Here is a 17509-nt window from a genome sequence, read left to right on the forward strand (position 1 = left end):
GAATGATGAGGAGGAACCATGATGTTACAACTGCGACCATATGAATTTTGGTTTGTTACCGGAAGCCAGCACCTATACGGAGAAGAAACATTGAAACAAGTAGAGGAGCATTCTAGAGTCATTGTGGAAGGATTAAATCGCGATTCTATTATTCCGTTTAAACTAGTTTTTAAACCAGTTGTAACAACTTCTGAGGGGATTCGGAAACTTTGTATAGAAGCTAACGCGAATGATGAATGTGCAGGAATCATTACATGGATGCATACATTTTCTCCTGCCAAAATGTGGATCGGAGGTCTTTCCGAGTTAAGAAAACCGTTATTGCATCTCCATACGCAATTTAATCGTGATATTCCATGGGACAGCATTGATATGGATTTTATGAATCTGAACCAGTCTGCACATGGTGACCGAGAATACGGATTTATCGGAGCCAGAATGGGGATTGCCCGGAAAGTTGTAGTCGGTCATTGGGAAGATCCAGATGTTCGTGAGCGGCTTGGAAGATGGATGCGTACTGCTGTTGCTTTTACCGAAAGCCGAAATTTAAAAGTGGCTCGTTTTGGAGACAATATGCGAGAAGTGGCCGTTACAGAAGGAGACAAAGTAGAAGCTCAAATTAAGTTTGGCTGGTCAGTGAATGGTTATGGAATTGGAGATTTGGTGCAATATATAAAAGATGTACCGGAACAAAAAGTAAACGAACTTTTTGATGAATATGCAGAATTGTACGATATTGTTCCGGAAGGCTTTCATGAAGGTCCAGTACGCGAATCGATCCGTGAACAAGCCCGGATTGAACTTGGATTGAAAGCATTTTTAGAAGAAAGGAATTTTACAGCGTTTACGACTACGTTTGAGGATTTGCACGGAATGAAGCAGCTTCCAGGGCTTGCGGTACAGCGGTTAATGGCAGAAGGATATGGATTTGGCGGAGAAGGGGATTGGAAGACTGCCGCGCTTGTTCGCGTGATGAAGATTATGGCTGATGGAAAAGGGACATCGTTTATGGAAGATTATACGTATCATTTTGAACATGGAAATGAAATGATCCTTGGTGCTCACATGCTAGAAGTATGTCCAACGATTGCGGCAACCCGGCCAAGAATCGAAGTTCATCCTCTTTCTATCGGCGGAAAAGAAGATCCGGCTCGTCTCGTTTTTGATGGAGACGCAGGTGCGGCTGTTAATGCTTCGTTAATTGATTTAGGTCATCGCTTCCGTCTTGTCATAAATGAAGTGGATGCAGTAAAACCAGAAAAAGAAATGCCGAAACTTCCAGTAGCAAGAATTTTGTGGAAACCGCGCCCATCGCTTCGTGATTCGGCAGAAGCGTGGATTTTGGCAGGAGGGGCTCATCATACTTGCTTCTCTTTTGCAGTTACAACAGAACAGTTGCAAGATTGGGCAGAAATGGCAGGCATTGAATGTATAGTCATCAACGAGAACACCATCCCACAATCGATTCGAAAAGAGCTCAGATGGAACGAAATGTTTTGGATAAGTCGATAACGTAAAGACAGGTACTTCTTTCAAAAGGACATGGACTAGAGTTGCACTAGCCCATGTCTTTTTTTGAGAAAGAATCTTTTATGAGAATTGAAAGTTATAAAAGGATCATCTGTGTGTTTTATACATCATCAGCATATTTATACGTACATATATGCACATAAGGGGATAGTGGTAAAATATTCAAGGAAATCTTTCTTGATCGTATTACATAATTATTAAAATTCAGGAAAGCAAATGAGTTAATAGACTAGCTAGGCAGATTTGTTGGCGTAAAATTTTTAAACTAAAACATCCATGAGTAAATTTTACTCCCCACCCATGCATGAAAATCAACCCTTTCTTCCCATAATGGATATGAACGCAAACAGTTTAGAAGACGTTTTTCTTAATAGTGGTTCGACCCTGTAACTAAAACTGTTTGAGTCCATTTGGTGTTCCACCCATTGTGAGCCCTTTTCATGTGAAAAGGTGACTACGAACAGAAAAATGCCTAACGTACAAGTGGACTCACTGTTTGCGAATTCATCAATGGAAGGAGTAAGAATCATGGATGTTCTTTATCATCGTTGTGCGGGATTAGATGTCCATGCCGAAACCATTGTGGTTTGTGTCCTTCTTGGAGAAGAAGATCACATTCAAAAGGAAATCGAAACATTCCCTACTTTCACGAAAGATTTGTTTCGTCTTCTGAAATGGTTAGAAGATCGTGGGGTCACTCATATTGCGATGGAAAGTACCGGTGTTTACTGGAAACCCGTGTTCAACATTTTGGAAGACTATTTTGACATTACTCTCGCTAATGCCCAGCGCATCAAAAATGTTCCCGGTCGAAAGACAGATGTCTCCGATGCCGAATGGATCGCCAAATTATTGCGTTATGGGCTGATCGAGAAGAGTTTCGTTCCGCCTGCGGACATTCGGGAATTGCGAGATTTGACCCGTTTACGGAAAAAGTGGATTGGGCAATTGACCGCTGAGAAAAATCGGATACAAAAAGTGTTAGAGTGTTCGAATATCAAGTTAAGTTCTGTCATTTCGGACATATTTGGTGTATCTGGGCGAAAACTACTTGAACGCCTAATGAAACAAGGATATATCGAGGAACCAGAGATTGATGCCTGCATTCATGGGAGAATGAAAGGAAAAAGACAACAAATTCAAGATTCTCTCTTTGGAACATTGACCGAGCATCAGTTGTTTATGATTCGCCAATCTTGGAAGCATATCGAATCGTTGGAAAGCTTACTTCGAGAAATCGAAGAGCGAATCGACCAACTCTTACAAGCCTACAAACAAGAGATGGAGCTTCTTGTGACCATACCGGGAGTCAAAAAAGAAACCGCTGCCGTGATCATCGCTGAAATCGGAGTCGATATGGGACAGTTCCCAACTTCGCAACACCTCGCTTCATGGGATGGAGTGGCTCCAGGGAATCATGAAAGTGCAGGGAAACGGAAAAGTACCCGAACGATGAAGGGAAATCCCCATATCAAATCCGCGTTATGTGAGGCAGCGTGGGCGTTATCTCGATGCAGGAATCAACGATTGGCAGCGAAATATTGGTCACTGGCGGCACGCAGGGGAAAGAAAAAAGCACTCGTTGCGATGGCGCACCGAATGCTTACAATCATTTACTGCATGCTTTCTCGAAAAGAACCGTTTCGAGAACAGCCAACCTATTAGTATAACCAAAAAGACGAAGAACTATACGAGATATCTAAAAATAAGGTAGCTCTGCTTCTTATTGCCGTTTTTGGTCATTAACAGGGTATCCAATTTGATCGTGGGGTATACCGATTCGACCATGTTTCATTGATTTTCACAGAAAATATGTTGTTTTTAATACAATCATCATGAAAAAACTTAAATAATATAAGTACATATAAAATAGTTATAAAATAAAATTTATTTAAAAATGTCAAACAATACTTTGACATGTACGAACAAATAAGATACAATAAACATTAAGAATGCGCTTACATTTTAATTTGTTGTAAGTTTTTGATCCCTTTTACAGACGGATAGTAGGGGGTGACATTTATTATTTATACGTACATTTATTGTTTTTGTGGTAAATTTGTTTGTAATTTTTTATATGTTTATGTGTAAAGTGGGGGACTATTAATTGTTGATAGGTTAAACAAAACGATTTTTCAATTAGGGGGGAGAGTGTATATGAGAAAACGATTATTGTTTTTAGTAACTATCATTTTTGCGTTTTCAATGATATTAGCAGGCTGTAGCGGGAATAATAAGGAAGAAGTCAGTGGCAACGAGAAAAACGGAACGAAATTGGAGCTTTGGACATTTAATGAATTACATGGGAAGTACTACTCGCATATGGCAAAATTATGGAATGAATCTCATCCAAATAAGAAAATTAATTTAGTTGTCAATGTTTACCCGTATGAAGATGCACATAACAAATTACTAGTTGCTCTTCAGTCTGGAAAAGGTGCTCCTGATTTAGCAGATATTGAAATTAGTAAGTTTGCTAATTTTTTAAAAGGAAAACCACAGATTTTACCTTTGAATGATGTGATAGAACCAGAACAAAACAGTATTGTTCAATCTAGATTAGATATTTATTCGAAAGACGGAAAATATTATGGCATAGATTTTCATGTAGGTGCTTCTGTTATTTACTACAATAAGGAGATTTTGGATAAAGCCGGAGTAAATCCTGATGATATTAAAACTTGGGATGATTTCGAAAAAGCAGGTAAAACAGTTTTGGAAAAAACAGGTAAACCAATGACTACGTTAGAAACTACTGACCAATGGTCACTGTGGCCACAAGTAGCCCAATTAAAAGGTTCTGTTGATTTTTTGGATGAGAACGGAAAAGTAAATTTAGACGATCCGCAGATTATTAAGGTTCTTAAATATCAACAAAAATTGATAAAAGAGGGTATTGCTATCGCTGCACCTGGCAATTTTCATCATGCTGAAGAATATTACGGATTTATGAACAAAGGTGGGGCAGCATCTGTTTGGATGCCGATGTGGTATATGGGTAGATTTGTAGATTATATGCCAGATTTAAAAGGAAAGATTGTAATTAAACCTATGCCGTCTTGGGAAATAGGATCACCTCGTTCTGCAGGTATGGGAGGAACAGGTACGGTTGTAACTAATCAATCTAAACACCCGCAATTGGCTAAGGAGTTTTTAGCATATGCAAAACTTTCTAAGGAAGGAAATATTGAAATATGGAAGCAACTTGGTTTTGATCCTATACGTAAAGATGTGTGGAATTCACCTGAATTGAGAGAATCGAATAAATTCACTGAATATTTCGGTTCAAATATTTTTGATATATTATTGGAAATTAAAGATGAAATAGAAGGGGTAAAAATTGGAGAGAGAACTCCTGAAGTTTCAGATGCGATAAAAACAAAAATTCTTTATAGAACGTTAGTCGATATGGAAGATCCTGAAAAAGTATTAAAAGAAGTAACTAAAGAACTTAAATGATAGATCACATAAGAAAAAGGTATCACTAGCTTTAGTATATCTAGTGATACCCCCCTTTTTAATATTTTCATTCAATTACAGGAGGGGATTAGATGTCTAATGGCACTATAAATACTCAGCGCAATAAGAGTAATCATGTTGTTAACGTGAAAAAAAGAATAAGAGTCCCAAACGTTCTTTATTCACAAAATATAGCACCATATTTTTTCGTACTACCTTTTATCTTATCATTTTGTATCTTTTTTGCCTATCCAGTTTTTTCGACTATTATTATGAGTTTTCAGGAAGTTCTTCCTGGTGAAACAACGTTTATTGGACTTGAAAATTATAAAAATTTGTGGAATCCAACTTTTTTAAAAGCGATTAAGAATAGTACTATTTATACCATTCTCACTCTTTTGATACTAATTCCATTTCCACTAGTGTTAGCTGTATTTTTAAACTCCAAAATGATGTTTGCGAAGAATATATTTCGTTCAATAACTTTTATCCCTGCTTTAACATCAGTGGTTGTAGCAGGTATTATCTTCAGACTTATTTTTGGAAGTCAGGAAGGAGCGCTATTGAACTCAATAATAACTTTTTTTGGGGGAGAAAGTAGAGCTTGGCTTAATAGTTCGGGTACCAGCATGTTTGCATTAGTTGTATTGGCGACATGGCGATGGATGGGGGTTAATCTACTGTACTATTTAGCCGGTTTGCAGAATATACCTAAAGAGTTATATGAATCTGCTGAGATTGACGGTGCTTCTACATGGCAAAAGTTTATATATATTACTCTACCATTATTAAAACCAATTACAGTTTATGTCTTAACAATTAGTATTTATGGTGGTTATTCAATGTTTGCAGAAAGTTATATGCTCTATGGCAGCAATCGCTCTCCGAATGATATTGGTTTAACTATTGTAGGATATTTGTATCGAAATGGCATAGAACAAAATAATTTGGGTTTTGGGTCAGCGATTGGTATTACATTACTACTTATAACTTTTATTATTACTATTACACAGTTAAAGTTTTTAGGAATGTTTAGAAAGGAGGAGTGATGAATGGAAATAAATACGCGTTATAAAAGGAAACTGGCATCGATTATTCTTTTCATCTTTTTTATCTTAATCTCAGTTTTTGCTTTATTTCCTTTATTTGCTATAATTTTAGGCTCTTTTAAGCCATCACAAGAAATTTTAAGATTTGGTTTGAATCTAAAAATACAGCCTGAAGTTCTAACTTTAAAGAATTATTCGTTTATATTATCAGGTGGATCAGACTATTTTACATGGTATAAGAATAGCATTATTATTACGGTATTTTCTACACTATTTTCTCTTTTATTTTCTAGTATGGTTGGTTATGGATTAGCTGTTTATGATTTTAAGTTTAAAAATTTAATTTTTGGCATGGTTCTCGTAGTGATGATGATACCGCTTGAGATTATTATGCTTCCATTATACAAATTGACTATTAGTTTGGGATTAATGAATACACTCTTAGGAGCTTTTCTTCCATTTGTAGTGGCACCTATACCAGTCTTTTTCTTTCGCCAATATGCTAGCGGGTTACCAAAAGAGTTAATTGATGCAGCTAGAATGGACGGTTGTACAGAAATAGGAATTTTTTTCAGAATCATGGTTCCGTTGATGAAACCTGCTTTTGCCTCTATGGCTATTCTACAAGCTTTAAGTAGTTGGAATAATTTTCTATGGCCATTAATTGTTTTAAGAACAAATGATAAACTTACATTACCGATAGGCTTGTCAACATTACTAACTCCTTATGGAAATAACTACGATGTTTTAATTGCAGGATCTGTATTAGCAATAATTCCAGTTTTGATTTTGTATATTTTCTTCCAACGCTATTTTATCGAAGGAATGACTGCAGGGGGAGTAAAAGGTTAATGACAATAGTATTTTTAGTAATAAATATGAAAGGATGAAGAATATGAACACAAAAAAAGCCAAAATGATCGTCGAAAAAGATTTCAGAATTGCGGAAATCGATAAGCGGATTTATGGCTCATTTATAGAGCATCTTGGCCGTGCAGTATATGGAGGGATTTATGATCCTGGTCATCCACAAGCTGACGAAAGAGGATTTCGAAGAGATGTTATTGAATTGGTAAAAGAACTGCAGGTTCCATTAATTCGTTACCCAGGAGGAAACTTTGTTTCCGGGTATAACTGGGAAGATGGGGTAGGCCCGAAAGAAAAGCGGCCGCGGCGTTTGGAGTTAGCGTGGAAATCGATTGAAACAAATGAAATCGGTGTCAATGAATTCGTGGAGTGGGCGAAACTTGTCAATGCTGAAGTAAATATGGCGGTTAACTTAGGAACACGCGGCATTGATGCTGCTCGCAACTTAGTCGAATATTGCAACCATCCATCAGGTTCGTATTATAGTGATTTACGTATTTCCCACGGCTACAAAGAACCGCATAAGATTAAAACGTGGTGTTTAGGAAATGAAATGGACGGTCCATGGCAAATCGGCCATAAGACTGCGGTAGAATATGGGCGCATTGCCTGCGAAGCGGCAAAGGTAATGAAATGGGTCGATCCAACTATTGAGCTTGTCGTTTGTGGAAGTTCCCACCGCAACATGCCAACCTTTGCTGAATGGGAGGCAACAGTTCTTGATCATACGTATGAACATGTAGAATATATCTCGCTGCATCAATACTACGGGAATCGGGATAATGACACAGCAAACTACTTAGCCCTTACATTAGAAATGGACGATTTCATCCGTTCTGTCATTGCGATTGCTGATTATATTAAAGCGAAAAAGCGCAGCAAAAAAACGATCCATCTCTCGTTTGATGAATGGAATGTTTGGTACCACTCTAACGAAGCCGATAAGTTAATCGAACCTTGGACGATTGCTCCTCCTTTATTGGAAGATATTTATAACTTTGAAGATGCATTATTAGTTGGATGCATGTTGATTACATTGATGAAACATGCTGATCGTGTGAAAATTGCTTGTTTAGCGCAATTGGTGAATGTAATTGCACCAATCATGACAGAGAAAAATGGACCAGCTTGGAAACAAACCATTTACTATCCATTTATGCATGCATCTGCATATGGAAGAGGAGTAGCACTCCATCCGATAATTTCTAGCCCAAAATATGACAGCAAAGACTTTACCGATGTTCCTTATTTGGAGGCAATCGCTGTTTATAATGAAGAAAACGAGGAACTTACGATTTTTGCGGTCAACCGCGACTTGGAAGATCCGTTGTTGCTGGAGTGCGATATTCGTAATTTCGATGGGTACCAAGTTATCGAACATATTATTTTAGAACATGAGAACGTAAAACAAACCAATTCGGCAACCCACTCCCCTGTTGTTCCACACAACAATGGAAACGCCCATCTATCAGATGGAAAAGTAGTAGCCAAGCTGCCAAAACTATCGTGGAATGTGATTCGTTTGGCTAAGAAATAAATGGAAGTAGGCTGGTCTAATTCAGTTAAGGATGGACCAGCCTATCCCTTTGATGTAAATATAAGATTAATAAAAAGGAGAAAATTGACGGTCGAAACAGATGAAGTAGGAGTAGTAGTATACACAGGAAACCAGCTGCAATCAGGAATGGATATTTACAGTGTACCATCACGAAAATTTTTAGGGATTTGTTTGAAAACACAAGAGCTGCCTGATGCTATTCATCATCCTTATTTTCCTTCTTATGTATTACAGGCAGATAAGAACTATTCATCATGACTAAGTACAAATTTGGTGTTTTGAAATCATAAACATAAGTCACAAAAGTTTTTGCGGAAGGGGCAAGGGAGAACAAGTGCTACAAGAAATTGAGGCGGTTCTCATTGATTTAGATGGTACTATCTTCAAAGGAAAAAAGTTGATTCCTAAAGCAGACGATGCGGTTGCATACTTGCGCTCTCTTGGTAAGCGAATCGCGTTTGTTAGCAATCGTGGCAACTTATCACAGAGAATGTGCCACGAGCGGTTAAAGGAATGGAGAATTAGTGTACGGGAAGAAGAAATTATTTTGTCGTCTACAGTTACGGCAGAATTTCTGCACGTACATTATCCGTTTTGCAAAGTATGGACATTAGGAGATTATGGATTACAGGAAGAGCTTCAGCGTTATCATATTCAATTAGCAAGAAAACCGGAAGAAGCGGATTTTCTAGTTATAACACTACACGAAACAATGACATACGATGATTTTAATTTAGCGTTTCAAGCTGTGCAGCACGGTGCGAGAATAATTGCGACAAATGCAGATAAAACATTTCCAAATGAGAACGGAAATGCCATAGATGTGGCAGGAATGATTGGAGCTATTGAAGCAACAACAGGACGAAAAGTGGAACTCATTTTAGGTAAACCTTCTTGTTTTATGGTGGAAGCTGCTTTACGTTATTTGCAAGTAAGCCCGACAAAGTGCCTGATCATTGGCGATAGTATTGAGTCGGATATTCGGATGGGGCGTATGCATGGAATGAAAACAGCGCTTGTCTTGTCTGGAAATGCAAAAAGAAAACTTCTCGATTCGTTATTAGAAAAGGAACGCCCTGACTATATCATTGATTCGATTTATGATATCGTTCGACTTGGGGAGGAGGCAGGGCAATGAGGCGAACATTAATAGAAATTGAAGCTCTTGCTAAACAATGTCACTGTGGGAACAACCATAATGACATCCCAATTGAAACAATTATGATCAGCGATGATGCTTTACAACAATTAGTTATATACTTGCAAAGCAAAAAATATCAAACAGTCGCTTTAATTGTAGATCAACATACATTTGAAGCAGCCGGGCGGCAGTTGAGCGCATTATTGCAAGGGGAACCAATTCGTCATACTGTTTGTTTCATTCAGCCAAATGAAAATGGTGATGTTATAGCAGATGAAGTGTCCATTGTACAAGCACTTTTGGAGATTCCTCAGGATGTTGATGCAATAGTAGCGGTTGGATCTGGAACGATTCATGATATTACACGCTTTTGCAGCTATAAAATGAAAGTTCCCTTTATTTCTGTGCCAACAGCTCCATCTGTTGACGGATTTACCTCTATGGGCGCGCCGTTAATTATCCGAGGAGTAAAAAAGACTATTCAAGCACAGGCGCCTATTGCGGTATTTGCGGATATTAATGTATTAAAACAAGCACCTAAACGGATGATCGCAGCGGGATTTGGGGATATGATGGCCAAATACACTTCGCTTATTGACTGGCGTTTTGGCCATCTTGTTGCTAGCGAGCCATATTGTCCGCTTGTGGACAAGATTACTCAAGAGTCGTTGCAGGAGTGCGTCAACAATATCGAGAAAATCGCTGCCGCAGAAGAAGAAGGAGTGCGGATTTTAATGAACGCGCTTCTGCAATCGGGAATAGCGATGCTGATAATGGGACAATCATATCCAGCATCTGGTGGAGAACACCATCTATCTCATTATTGGGAAATGGAATTTTTGCGAAAGAAAAGGCCACAAGTGCTTCACGGAGCTAAAGTAGGGGTTTCCACATCATTAATTGCGGAAGTATATACCAATCATTTTTTCATCCCCTTATTAAATGATTTAAAAGAAAATAAAGCATTATTAGGCCACAAGACGATAGAACTGTTGGAGAGAAACAGACAAAAAATAAAAGAATGGTTTCAATCGCTGCCATCTCCATCGGAACTGCGCTCCATGATGGAAAGAGTAGAAGGTGCTTGCACTCCAGAACAACTTGGGATCGATCAAGAATTGGTTGATAGAGGCCTTAAAGAAGCATATCATTTACGTGATCGATTTACTATATTACGTTTTCTAAATGAATTTGTTAAATAGTGAAGCAGTATTATGTTAAGAGAATAGACATATGAAATGGTAAAATCCTACTATGGCAGGACGATTATAAAGAAGCATAATATTTACAATATGTCCCAAAGTACTGTGTATGCCTTCTGAAAAGAAACGATTTAATGGGATTTTGCCGATATAGAAAAGAAGAAAGGTTTACGTTGTACTTATTACTGGAGATTATAAAAATCAGGCGCAGGTGATGTGCGTCGGTGCCGACATGAATTTGAAAAAATTGACAGGTTACCTAATGGAAGATAGAGCATCGTCCTTCCTTTGCATTCGTATAATTTTATCTGGAAATATATATTATAGGACAAAGTAGGTTCAAGACATTCCGCTTTGTTGACAATAAAGAGGGTGTCCCAAAAGTGACGGGACACCCTTTTGTGCTACCGTAATACGCATCAAACAATATAAAGAAATCGATTATATGATATTCTGTTGTAGTCAAACTGGTATTATGTCAAGAAAATAGACACGTAAAATCGAGAAAAATTTTAAAACCCTACTACCGCACTTCGTTTGGTGGCCTCTTGAGAAGAAGAACGGTTTGGTAAACCCTTCCCCTTCTCAAGAGGAAAGATGCCCCTTATATCGTGACTTGTGGAGAGAAGCGTTGCTGCTGTTTGCCTTGCTGATGCATCTTCTCATACTCCATTGGCGACATGTACCCATTTGCTGAATGAATTCGTTGGGCATTATAAAAACACTCGATGTATTCAAAAATCCGTTGTTTCGCTTCTTCCCTTGTTGTAAAGGTTTCGTTTCGTGGAAAATGAGTTCCTTTTTAAGGATGCTGTGAAACGATTCGGCACATGCGTTGTCATAACAGTTTCCTTTCCGGCTCATGCTCGTCTGGATTCCGTATTGCCTCAACATGGCTTGATATTCATTCGATGCATACTGGCTCCCTTGATCCGAATGGGGAATCAGACCAGGTTGGGGATTTCGCTGATGGATGGCCCGGTGGAATGCTTTGATCACTAACTCCTTTGTCATGCGCTCGGAAAGATACCAGCCTACAATTTTACGAGAAAACAAATCCATGATGGATGCTAAATACAGCCAGCCTTCTTTCGTCCAAATATACGTGATATCCGCCACCCCTACTTGATTCGGCTCATTGACTTCAAACTGCTGATTCAATAAGTTGGGATACACAGGCAATGATGCTTCGAGTTCGTGGTTGCCTTATATTTTTTCTTTGTTTTTGAACGAATGTCCCCATCTTTCATGATTCTGGCGACCGTTTTTTGGCGAAGATGCTCATGGCCTTTTTTAAAATAGCGTTTTCCTCCTCAAGGTCACGGATGCGTTTTTGTAGTTCGCGCTTTTCTTGATCTTCAGGTTTAAGGTTTCCGCTTCCGACAAAACTAGTTCGGCATCTTTTTTATAATCTGCGACCCATTTATGAAGAGTTTTTGGCGAAATATCGAGTTATCTTGCGGTTTGAGCGACCGCTTTTCCTTCCTCGACCATTAATTTTACTGCATGTATTTTGAATTCTTTATCAAAACGTCTTGTCATTATAGACACTCCCGATGATTGATAGATTTACTATATATTTCTCTATTCGTTGTGTCTATAATCTAGACTAACATCAAACAACCTTTTGAGTCCGTCTCTTTAAATCTGTCTTTTCTGTTTTTCTAGAATATACTATTATGGATAACAGAGAATATGATTACTGCTTAGTTTAGTGACCCAACTATTATTCATCCTTTATTATGCAAGAAACATTGTTCATGAAAGCAACAATTGTATGATGAGGGGGGAATAACGATATTGAAATGGAAGAAGAGATTATATAAATTTAATACACTTCGCAATCAAATTTTGCTTGTCTTTTTAGCTGTAATGATCATTGTGCTATGTTTTGTGGGAATTATGACATTTCATTTAGTTTCTGCATTGCTGAAAAACAACGCTGAGAAGCAGATCGAGCAGACAGTGATGCATGCTAACGGACGTTTGGAAGCGCTTTATAAACAAATTGGCGCATTGACAAACCAGGTTGCCACCAATATATATGTACAACAGTTGTTCTTGAAAATAGCTAACGGTTACTCTCCCGGATTTAGGGAAAAACAGGAATTAATGCACATTGTAAATACGTTTCAAGCGTATTCTGATGGAATTCATTCTTTTGAATTTTATACGAATGACTACAAAAAAATATTTCCATTAGATGAAGAAAATTTAGGTGACCGTGTAGGTATTAAATGGATTCGACAAGCTTCTGAGGCAAAGGGAAAAATGGTCTGGGTTGGCCGTGATCCTAAGGCTCCGGGATATTTTCTAGCTTTGCGGCAAATCCGCCTAATGGATCGGTGGTTTTCTCCGGGTGGCTATTTATTGGTTCGCGTGAATCAAGATTATTTTCAATTTAACGATTATTTTTATTCTCCTGGAGAAAAGAAAGGCTATATCATTCTTATGGATTCTAACTCCAATGTCCTTTTTTCAAATTACCATGGAAATTTTCGAAAGCTTGTTAACGCAAAACAAGCGATGATTCGGAAAGAGGGGCAAGAGTATTTAGTGGTGAAACAACTGTCTGGGTTAACAGGATGGACGCTTGTAATTGTAACTCCTGTCAAGTTTCTCACCGAAGGGGTGTCGATCCTTAAAAATGCGATTATTCTTTCCGGGACGATCGGTTTCTGTATTTTTTTGATATTTTCTTTTTCTCTCTCTACGATGATTACTCAGCCGATTTTGCGATTAACAAAAATCATGCAACGCGGCAGAAACGGCGAGTTAAGGAAAAGCCCGCCGATTTCGTCAACGGTTGAAATTAATGAGTTGAATGAAACATATAATGCATTAGTAGAGAATATTAAACACTTAATTCAAGTAGTTTATGAAAAGGAGTTAGTTCGCAGCCGCGCGGAGCTGAAAGCCCTGCAGGCGCAAATAAATCCCCATTTTCTTTTTAACACGCTTGACGCCCTTTATTGGTCCCTTGTAGAGAAGGAAGAAGAAGAATTATCGCAATTTGTCCTTAATATGTCTCAATTATTTCGCTATATTATAAGTAGCTCCAAACATGACGAATGGGTAACACTTCGCGAAGAAATAGAACATATTCGACGTTACATGGAAATCATGAAATTAAGATGGGGAGATCGTCTCATATGGGATATCGTAGTCCCAGCGCGCTGTTTAGATGTCCGGATACCAAAACTGTTAATTCAGCCGTTAGTAGAAAATGCCGTTTTGCATGGAATTGGCAATAAAATGGAACAAGGTTCTGTGTTGGTCACCGTAGAAGAATTGGATCATTCCCCTGATTTACTTATTAAAGTAATAGACGATGGTGTTGGAATGGATGAAAAAACTCTACAGGAAATAGAACAGTTGTTAAATAAAAAGGAGTTTCCGACATTTAAAGGAAGCGGAATGGCCATTGCCAATGTGAATAGAAGACTGCAGCTTTATTATGGGGAAGATAGAAAAGTGGTCATTCAAAGTGAATTGGGCAAAGGTACATACATATCTTTAAAAATTCCCAAAAGCGGGGGATTCGATGATTCATTTTCGAACGATTTTGATTGTTGATGATGAGCCACGAGCAAGACAAGGATTAAAGAAAACTTTAGAGTCTTGGTCAGCGGGTAAATATGACATTTTTTGTGCGGCAAATGGGGAAGAGGCGATCAACATTATTCATCAGCGGACGATCCATTTGTTAATCACAGATATTCGCATGCCTGAAATTACTGGTTTAAAACTGATCAGGTCAATAGAAAAGCAGAAAAGCAAACCGGTTGTTATTATCATATCAGCCTATTCTGAATTCGAATATGCGCAAGAAGCGATTACTTTAGGTGTGGTGAATTATCTTTTAAAACCGGTAGATAAACATAAATTTATTAATGCGGTGGAGCAAGCAATCAAGGTTTGGGAAGAGCGCCAGAAAGCAGCGGTCGTGGAGAAAATGATTGATAACTGGATCATCAATATCCAAGAAGGAACGCGTTCCCATGTTATTAAGAAAGCAATACGGTTTATTAATGAAAATCTTAATAGACCATTTAGTTTACGTGAAGTATCCTCATTCGTACATTTAAATCCTAGTTATTTCAGCACTTTGTTTAAAGAGGAAACAAACATGACTTTTAGCGAATATGTAACAAGGTGCAGATTGCAAAAAGCCAAAAGCTTATTGATAACAACCGATTTAACAATTGCCGAGATTGCAGAAGAAGTAGGGTATCAGACCGCAAAATACTTTATCAAATTGTTCAAAGAGTTTGAAGGAATCACTCCTTACCAGTTTCGAAAAGAGCATCTAAAAAAAGAAGAATTTTAGCCAATCATCGTTACCTTAATTCCCTAGTTTTTTCAATGCTATAATTGCATTGTAGCAAAAACAAGGGGGGATTAGATTTGTTGAAGAAAGCGCATTCATTATTGTGCATCATGATCATCATTTTTGCACTTGTATTAACGGGTTGTTCGGGTACGGCAAATGAAGGTGCATCTTCATCAGGGAATGGAAAAAAAGTAACGATCACGTTTATGCATCTTTGGCCGGCAGGAAGTTCGAAGCAGCAAAATATGATTGTTAATGAAATTATTAAAGAGTTTGAAGAGCAAAATCCAAATGTTACGGTCAAACAAGAAGTTTTGGAAAATGAACAATATAAAAATAAATTAAAAGTACTTGCTGCTTCTAATGAACTTCCTGATGTAGGCATGACTTGGGCTGCAGGATTTTTAGAGCCTTATGTAAAAGGAAATTTATTTGCACCGCTGGATGATATTTTGAATTCCGGGCTGAAAGATAAGTTTGTTGCAGGAACAACCGAGGCCTATGCTGTTAACAATAAAACATATGCGCTTCCATTAGAATTAAATATCACTCCTGTTTACTACAACAAAGAAATCTTTTCCAAGTATCATTTAGAGCCACCGAAAACATATGAAGATTTTAAAAATATTGTTCAAACGCTTGTTAAAAATGGTGTAGCACCAATTGCACTTGGAAATAAAGATCGTTGGACAGGGTCATTATGGTATATGTATCTTGCTGATCGAATTGGCGGAGCGGATACGTTAAAAAATGCGATAAATGACAACGGTACATTTGAAGATCCAAGCTTGATCAAAGCTGCAGAAGAAGTTCAACATTTAGTAAAAATGAAAGCGTTTATTAAAGGATTTAATGGACTGTCTAACGATGAGGCAAAATCAGAATTTATGAATGAAAAAGCCGCCATGTACCTCATGGGAACATGGGAATTACCTAACTTTACTACGAATGAGGAAGTACCAAAAGAGTTTAGAGACAAAGTCGGTTTCTTTAAGTTTCCTGTCGTTGATGGAGGAAAAGGAAATGCAGATAGTTGGGTAGGAGGCCCAGGAGTAGGTTTATTTGTTTCTGAAAATTCTAAAGCCAAGGAAGAAGCAAAAAAATTTGTAAAATTCTTCATTGAAAAGTGGGGAGAGCAATCGGTGACAAAAGCAGGAGTAATTCCTGCGACGAAAGTGGACACTGCCAAAATAGATTTGCCACAGCTATACATTGATGTACTCAATGAACTAAACAAAGCTAGTAACATCACATTGTTTGCCGATGTGCAAATGAATCCGGAAGCAGCACAGACGCATTTGAATTTGATTCAATCATTGTTTGGAGAAGAGGTTACACCAAAAGATTTCGCCAAACAGCATGAAGAAGCGCTTGCAAAGACAAAAGAGAAGTAAAGAAAACTTGATCAAAAAGGACATATTTTCAATATGTCCTTTTTGATCAACGAGTAAAGGAGGGAAGACGTCATGAATAAGATGATGTCTGATAAAAAGGTTATCGCGTTATATGTACTTCCGCCTTTGTTATTGATTGTAGCATTAGTTTATATTCCGATCATTATGACCGGTTATTATAGCTTAACCCAATGGGATGGCATCGGACAGATGAAGTTTATTGGTTTGGATAATTATAAAGAACTGATAAAAGATGAAATGTTTTGGAAAAGTGTCTATCATTCATTCTTGCTAGCAGTCTTTTCTGTGATTAGTTTGTTAGGTTATTTAGCCGTATCCCTTGTACTCGCTGGGAAAATCAAAGGCGCAAATTTATTAAGAAAAATTTACTTAATACCGATGTTGTTGTCTTCTGTTGCCATTGGTCAACTTTGGTTGAGAATTTACCATCCATCTAATGGCATGCTTAACCATTTTCTCACCTTTTTAGGAATAGAAAATCCGCCAAACTGGCTGGCTGATCCTTCGATTGTACTATATGCGGTCTTTATCCCTATTATATGGCAATATGCAGGGTTTTATATTTTGATTTACTATGCAGCTTTAAAAAGTATTCCGACTTCGATTATAGAAGCAGCGATTATCGATGGAGCCAATCCTTTGCAATTGGCTTATAAAATTAAGATTCCTTTAATTTTAGGGGTAATTAAAGTAACCATTGTGTTAGCTGTTGTCGGTTCTTTGAAATATTTCGATCTCATTTATGTTATGACAGACGGAGGACCGAACGGCGCAAGTGAAGTAATAGCCTCCTATATGTACCATAAAGCGTTTCGCAGTTTTAATTTTGGGTACGGAAGTACGATCGCATTCTTTCTATTATTGATTTGTGTAGTCGTTACCTGGCTGATTCGGAAGTTTACGAAATCTAATGAGGAAGTACAATATTATTAATTTTTGAAAAAGGAGTGGAAGA

Annotated in this window: 12 protein-coding genes and 2 pseudogenes; 13 read left to right on the top strand and 1 reads right to left on the bottom strand. The window is 37.8% G+C overall.

Annotation, left to right across the window (positions count from 1 at the left end; translation table 11 throughout):
* Window positions 1-21: 21 nt before the first annotated feature.
* From araA to AOT13_RS11520, 9 genes and pseudogenes are all read left to right on the top strand, one after another.
* Window positions 22-1512, top strand: coding sequence for an L-arabinose isomerase (gene araA / locus AOT13_RS11480; RefSeq protein WP_042385629.1), 1491 nt, complete (start codon window positions 22-24; stop codon window positions 1510-1512).
* A gap of 546 nt (window positions 1513-2058) precedes the next feature.
* On the top strand, window positions 2059-3195 hold the full coding sequence (locus AOT13_RS11485) for an IS110 family RNA-guided transposase (RefSeq protein ID WP_042385627.1): 1137 nt from the start codon (window positions 2059-2061) through the stop codon (window positions 3193-3195).
* A 492-nt stretch (window positions 3196-3687) separates the two neighbouring features.
* Window positions 3688-4989 (top strand): ABC transporter substrate-binding protein, encoded by a 1302-nt coding sequence (locus AOT13_RS11490; protein ID WP_042385624.1) that lies wholly within the window; start codon window positions 3688-3690, stop codon window positions 4987-4989.
* A 92-nt stretch (window positions 4990-5081) separates the two neighbouring features.
* Window positions 5082-6038, top strand: coding sequence for a carbohydrate ABC transporter permease (locus AOT13_RS11495; protein WP_042385622.1), 957 nt, complete (start codon window positions 5082-5084; stop codon window positions 6036-6038).
* Between the two features lie 3 nt (window positions 6039-6041).
* Window positions 6042-6890: a carbohydrate ABC transporter permease gene (locus AOT13_RS11500; RefSeq protein WP_042385621.1), complete on the top strand. Its 849-nt coding sequence runs from the start codon at window positions 6042-6044 to the stop codon at window positions 6888-6890.
* Window positions 6891-6933: 43 nt separating this feature from the next.
* Window positions 6934-8442, top strand: coding sequence for an arabinosylfuranosidase ArfA (gene arfA / locus AOT13_RS11505; RefSeq protein ID WP_042385620.1), 1509 nt, complete (start codon window positions 6934-6936; stop codon window positions 8440-8442).
* A 78-nt stretch (window positions 8443-8520) separates the two neighbouring features.
* Window positions 8521-8753, top strand: a pseudogene (locus AOT13_RS19580) (aldose epimerase family protein); the annotation flags it as partial.
* Window positions 8754-8797: 44 nt separating this feature from the next.
* Window positions 8798-9601: an HAD-IIA family hydrolase gene (locus AOT13_RS11515; RefSeq protein ID WP_042385618.1), complete on the top strand. Its 804-nt coding sequence runs from the start codon at window positions 8798-8800 to the stop codon at window positions 9599-9601.
* Window positions 9598-10806, top strand: a complete 1209-nt coding sequence (locus tag AOT13_RS11520; RefSeq protein WP_042385616.1) for a sn-glycerol-1-phosphate dehydrogenase — start codon at window positions 9598-9600, stop codon at window positions 10804-10806. Before AOT13_RS11515 ends, AOT13_RS11520 begins: the two co-directional genes overlap by 4 nt.
* A gap of 604 nt (window positions 10807-11410) precedes the next feature.
* Here the strand turns inward: AOT13_RS11520 and AOT13_RS11525 are convergent.
* Window positions 11411-12348: pseudogene (locus AOT13_RS11525) on the bottom strand (IS3 family transposase).
* 258 nt (window positions 12349-12606) lie between these two features.
* Between AOT13_RS11525 and AOT13_RS11535 the strand changes: the two are divergent.
* From AOT13_RS11535 to AOT13_RS11550, 4 genes are all read left to right on the top strand, one after another.
* On the top strand, window positions 12607-14382 hold the full coding sequence (locus AOT13_RS11535; protein ID WP_042385614.1) for a cache domain-containing sensor histidine kinase: 1776 nt from the start codon (window positions 12607-12609) through the stop codon (window positions 14380-14382).
* Window positions 14351-15136 carry a response regulator transcription factor gene (locus tag AOT13_RS11540; RefSeq protein WP_173662680.1) on the top strand — a complete coding sequence of 262 codons (786 nt, stop codon included), beginning with the start codon at window positions 14351-14353 and terminating at the stop codon, window positions 15134-15136. The genes AOT13_RS11535 and AOT13_RS11540 overlap by 32 nt, the downstream gene beginning before the upstream one ends.
* A gap of 77 nt (window positions 15137-15213) precedes the next feature.
* A complete protein-coding gene (locus tag AOT13_RS11545) occupies window positions 15214-16533 on the top strand; it encodes an extracellular solute-binding protein (protein WP_042385613.1) in 1320 nt (439 codons plus the stop codon).
* 72 nt (window positions 16534-16605) lie between these two features.
* Window positions 16606-17487: a carbohydrate ABC transporter permease gene (locus AOT13_RS11550; protein WP_042385611.1), complete on the top strand. Its 882-nt coding sequence runs from the start codon at window positions 16606-16608 to the stop codon at window positions 17485-17487.
* Window positions 17488-17509 lie beyond the last annotated feature (22 nt).

This window comes from Parageobacillus thermoglucosidasius (assembly GCF_001295365.1).
GTDB lineage: Bacteria > Bacillota > Bacilli > Bacillales > Anoxybacillaceae > Parageobacillus > Parageobacillus thermoglucosidasius.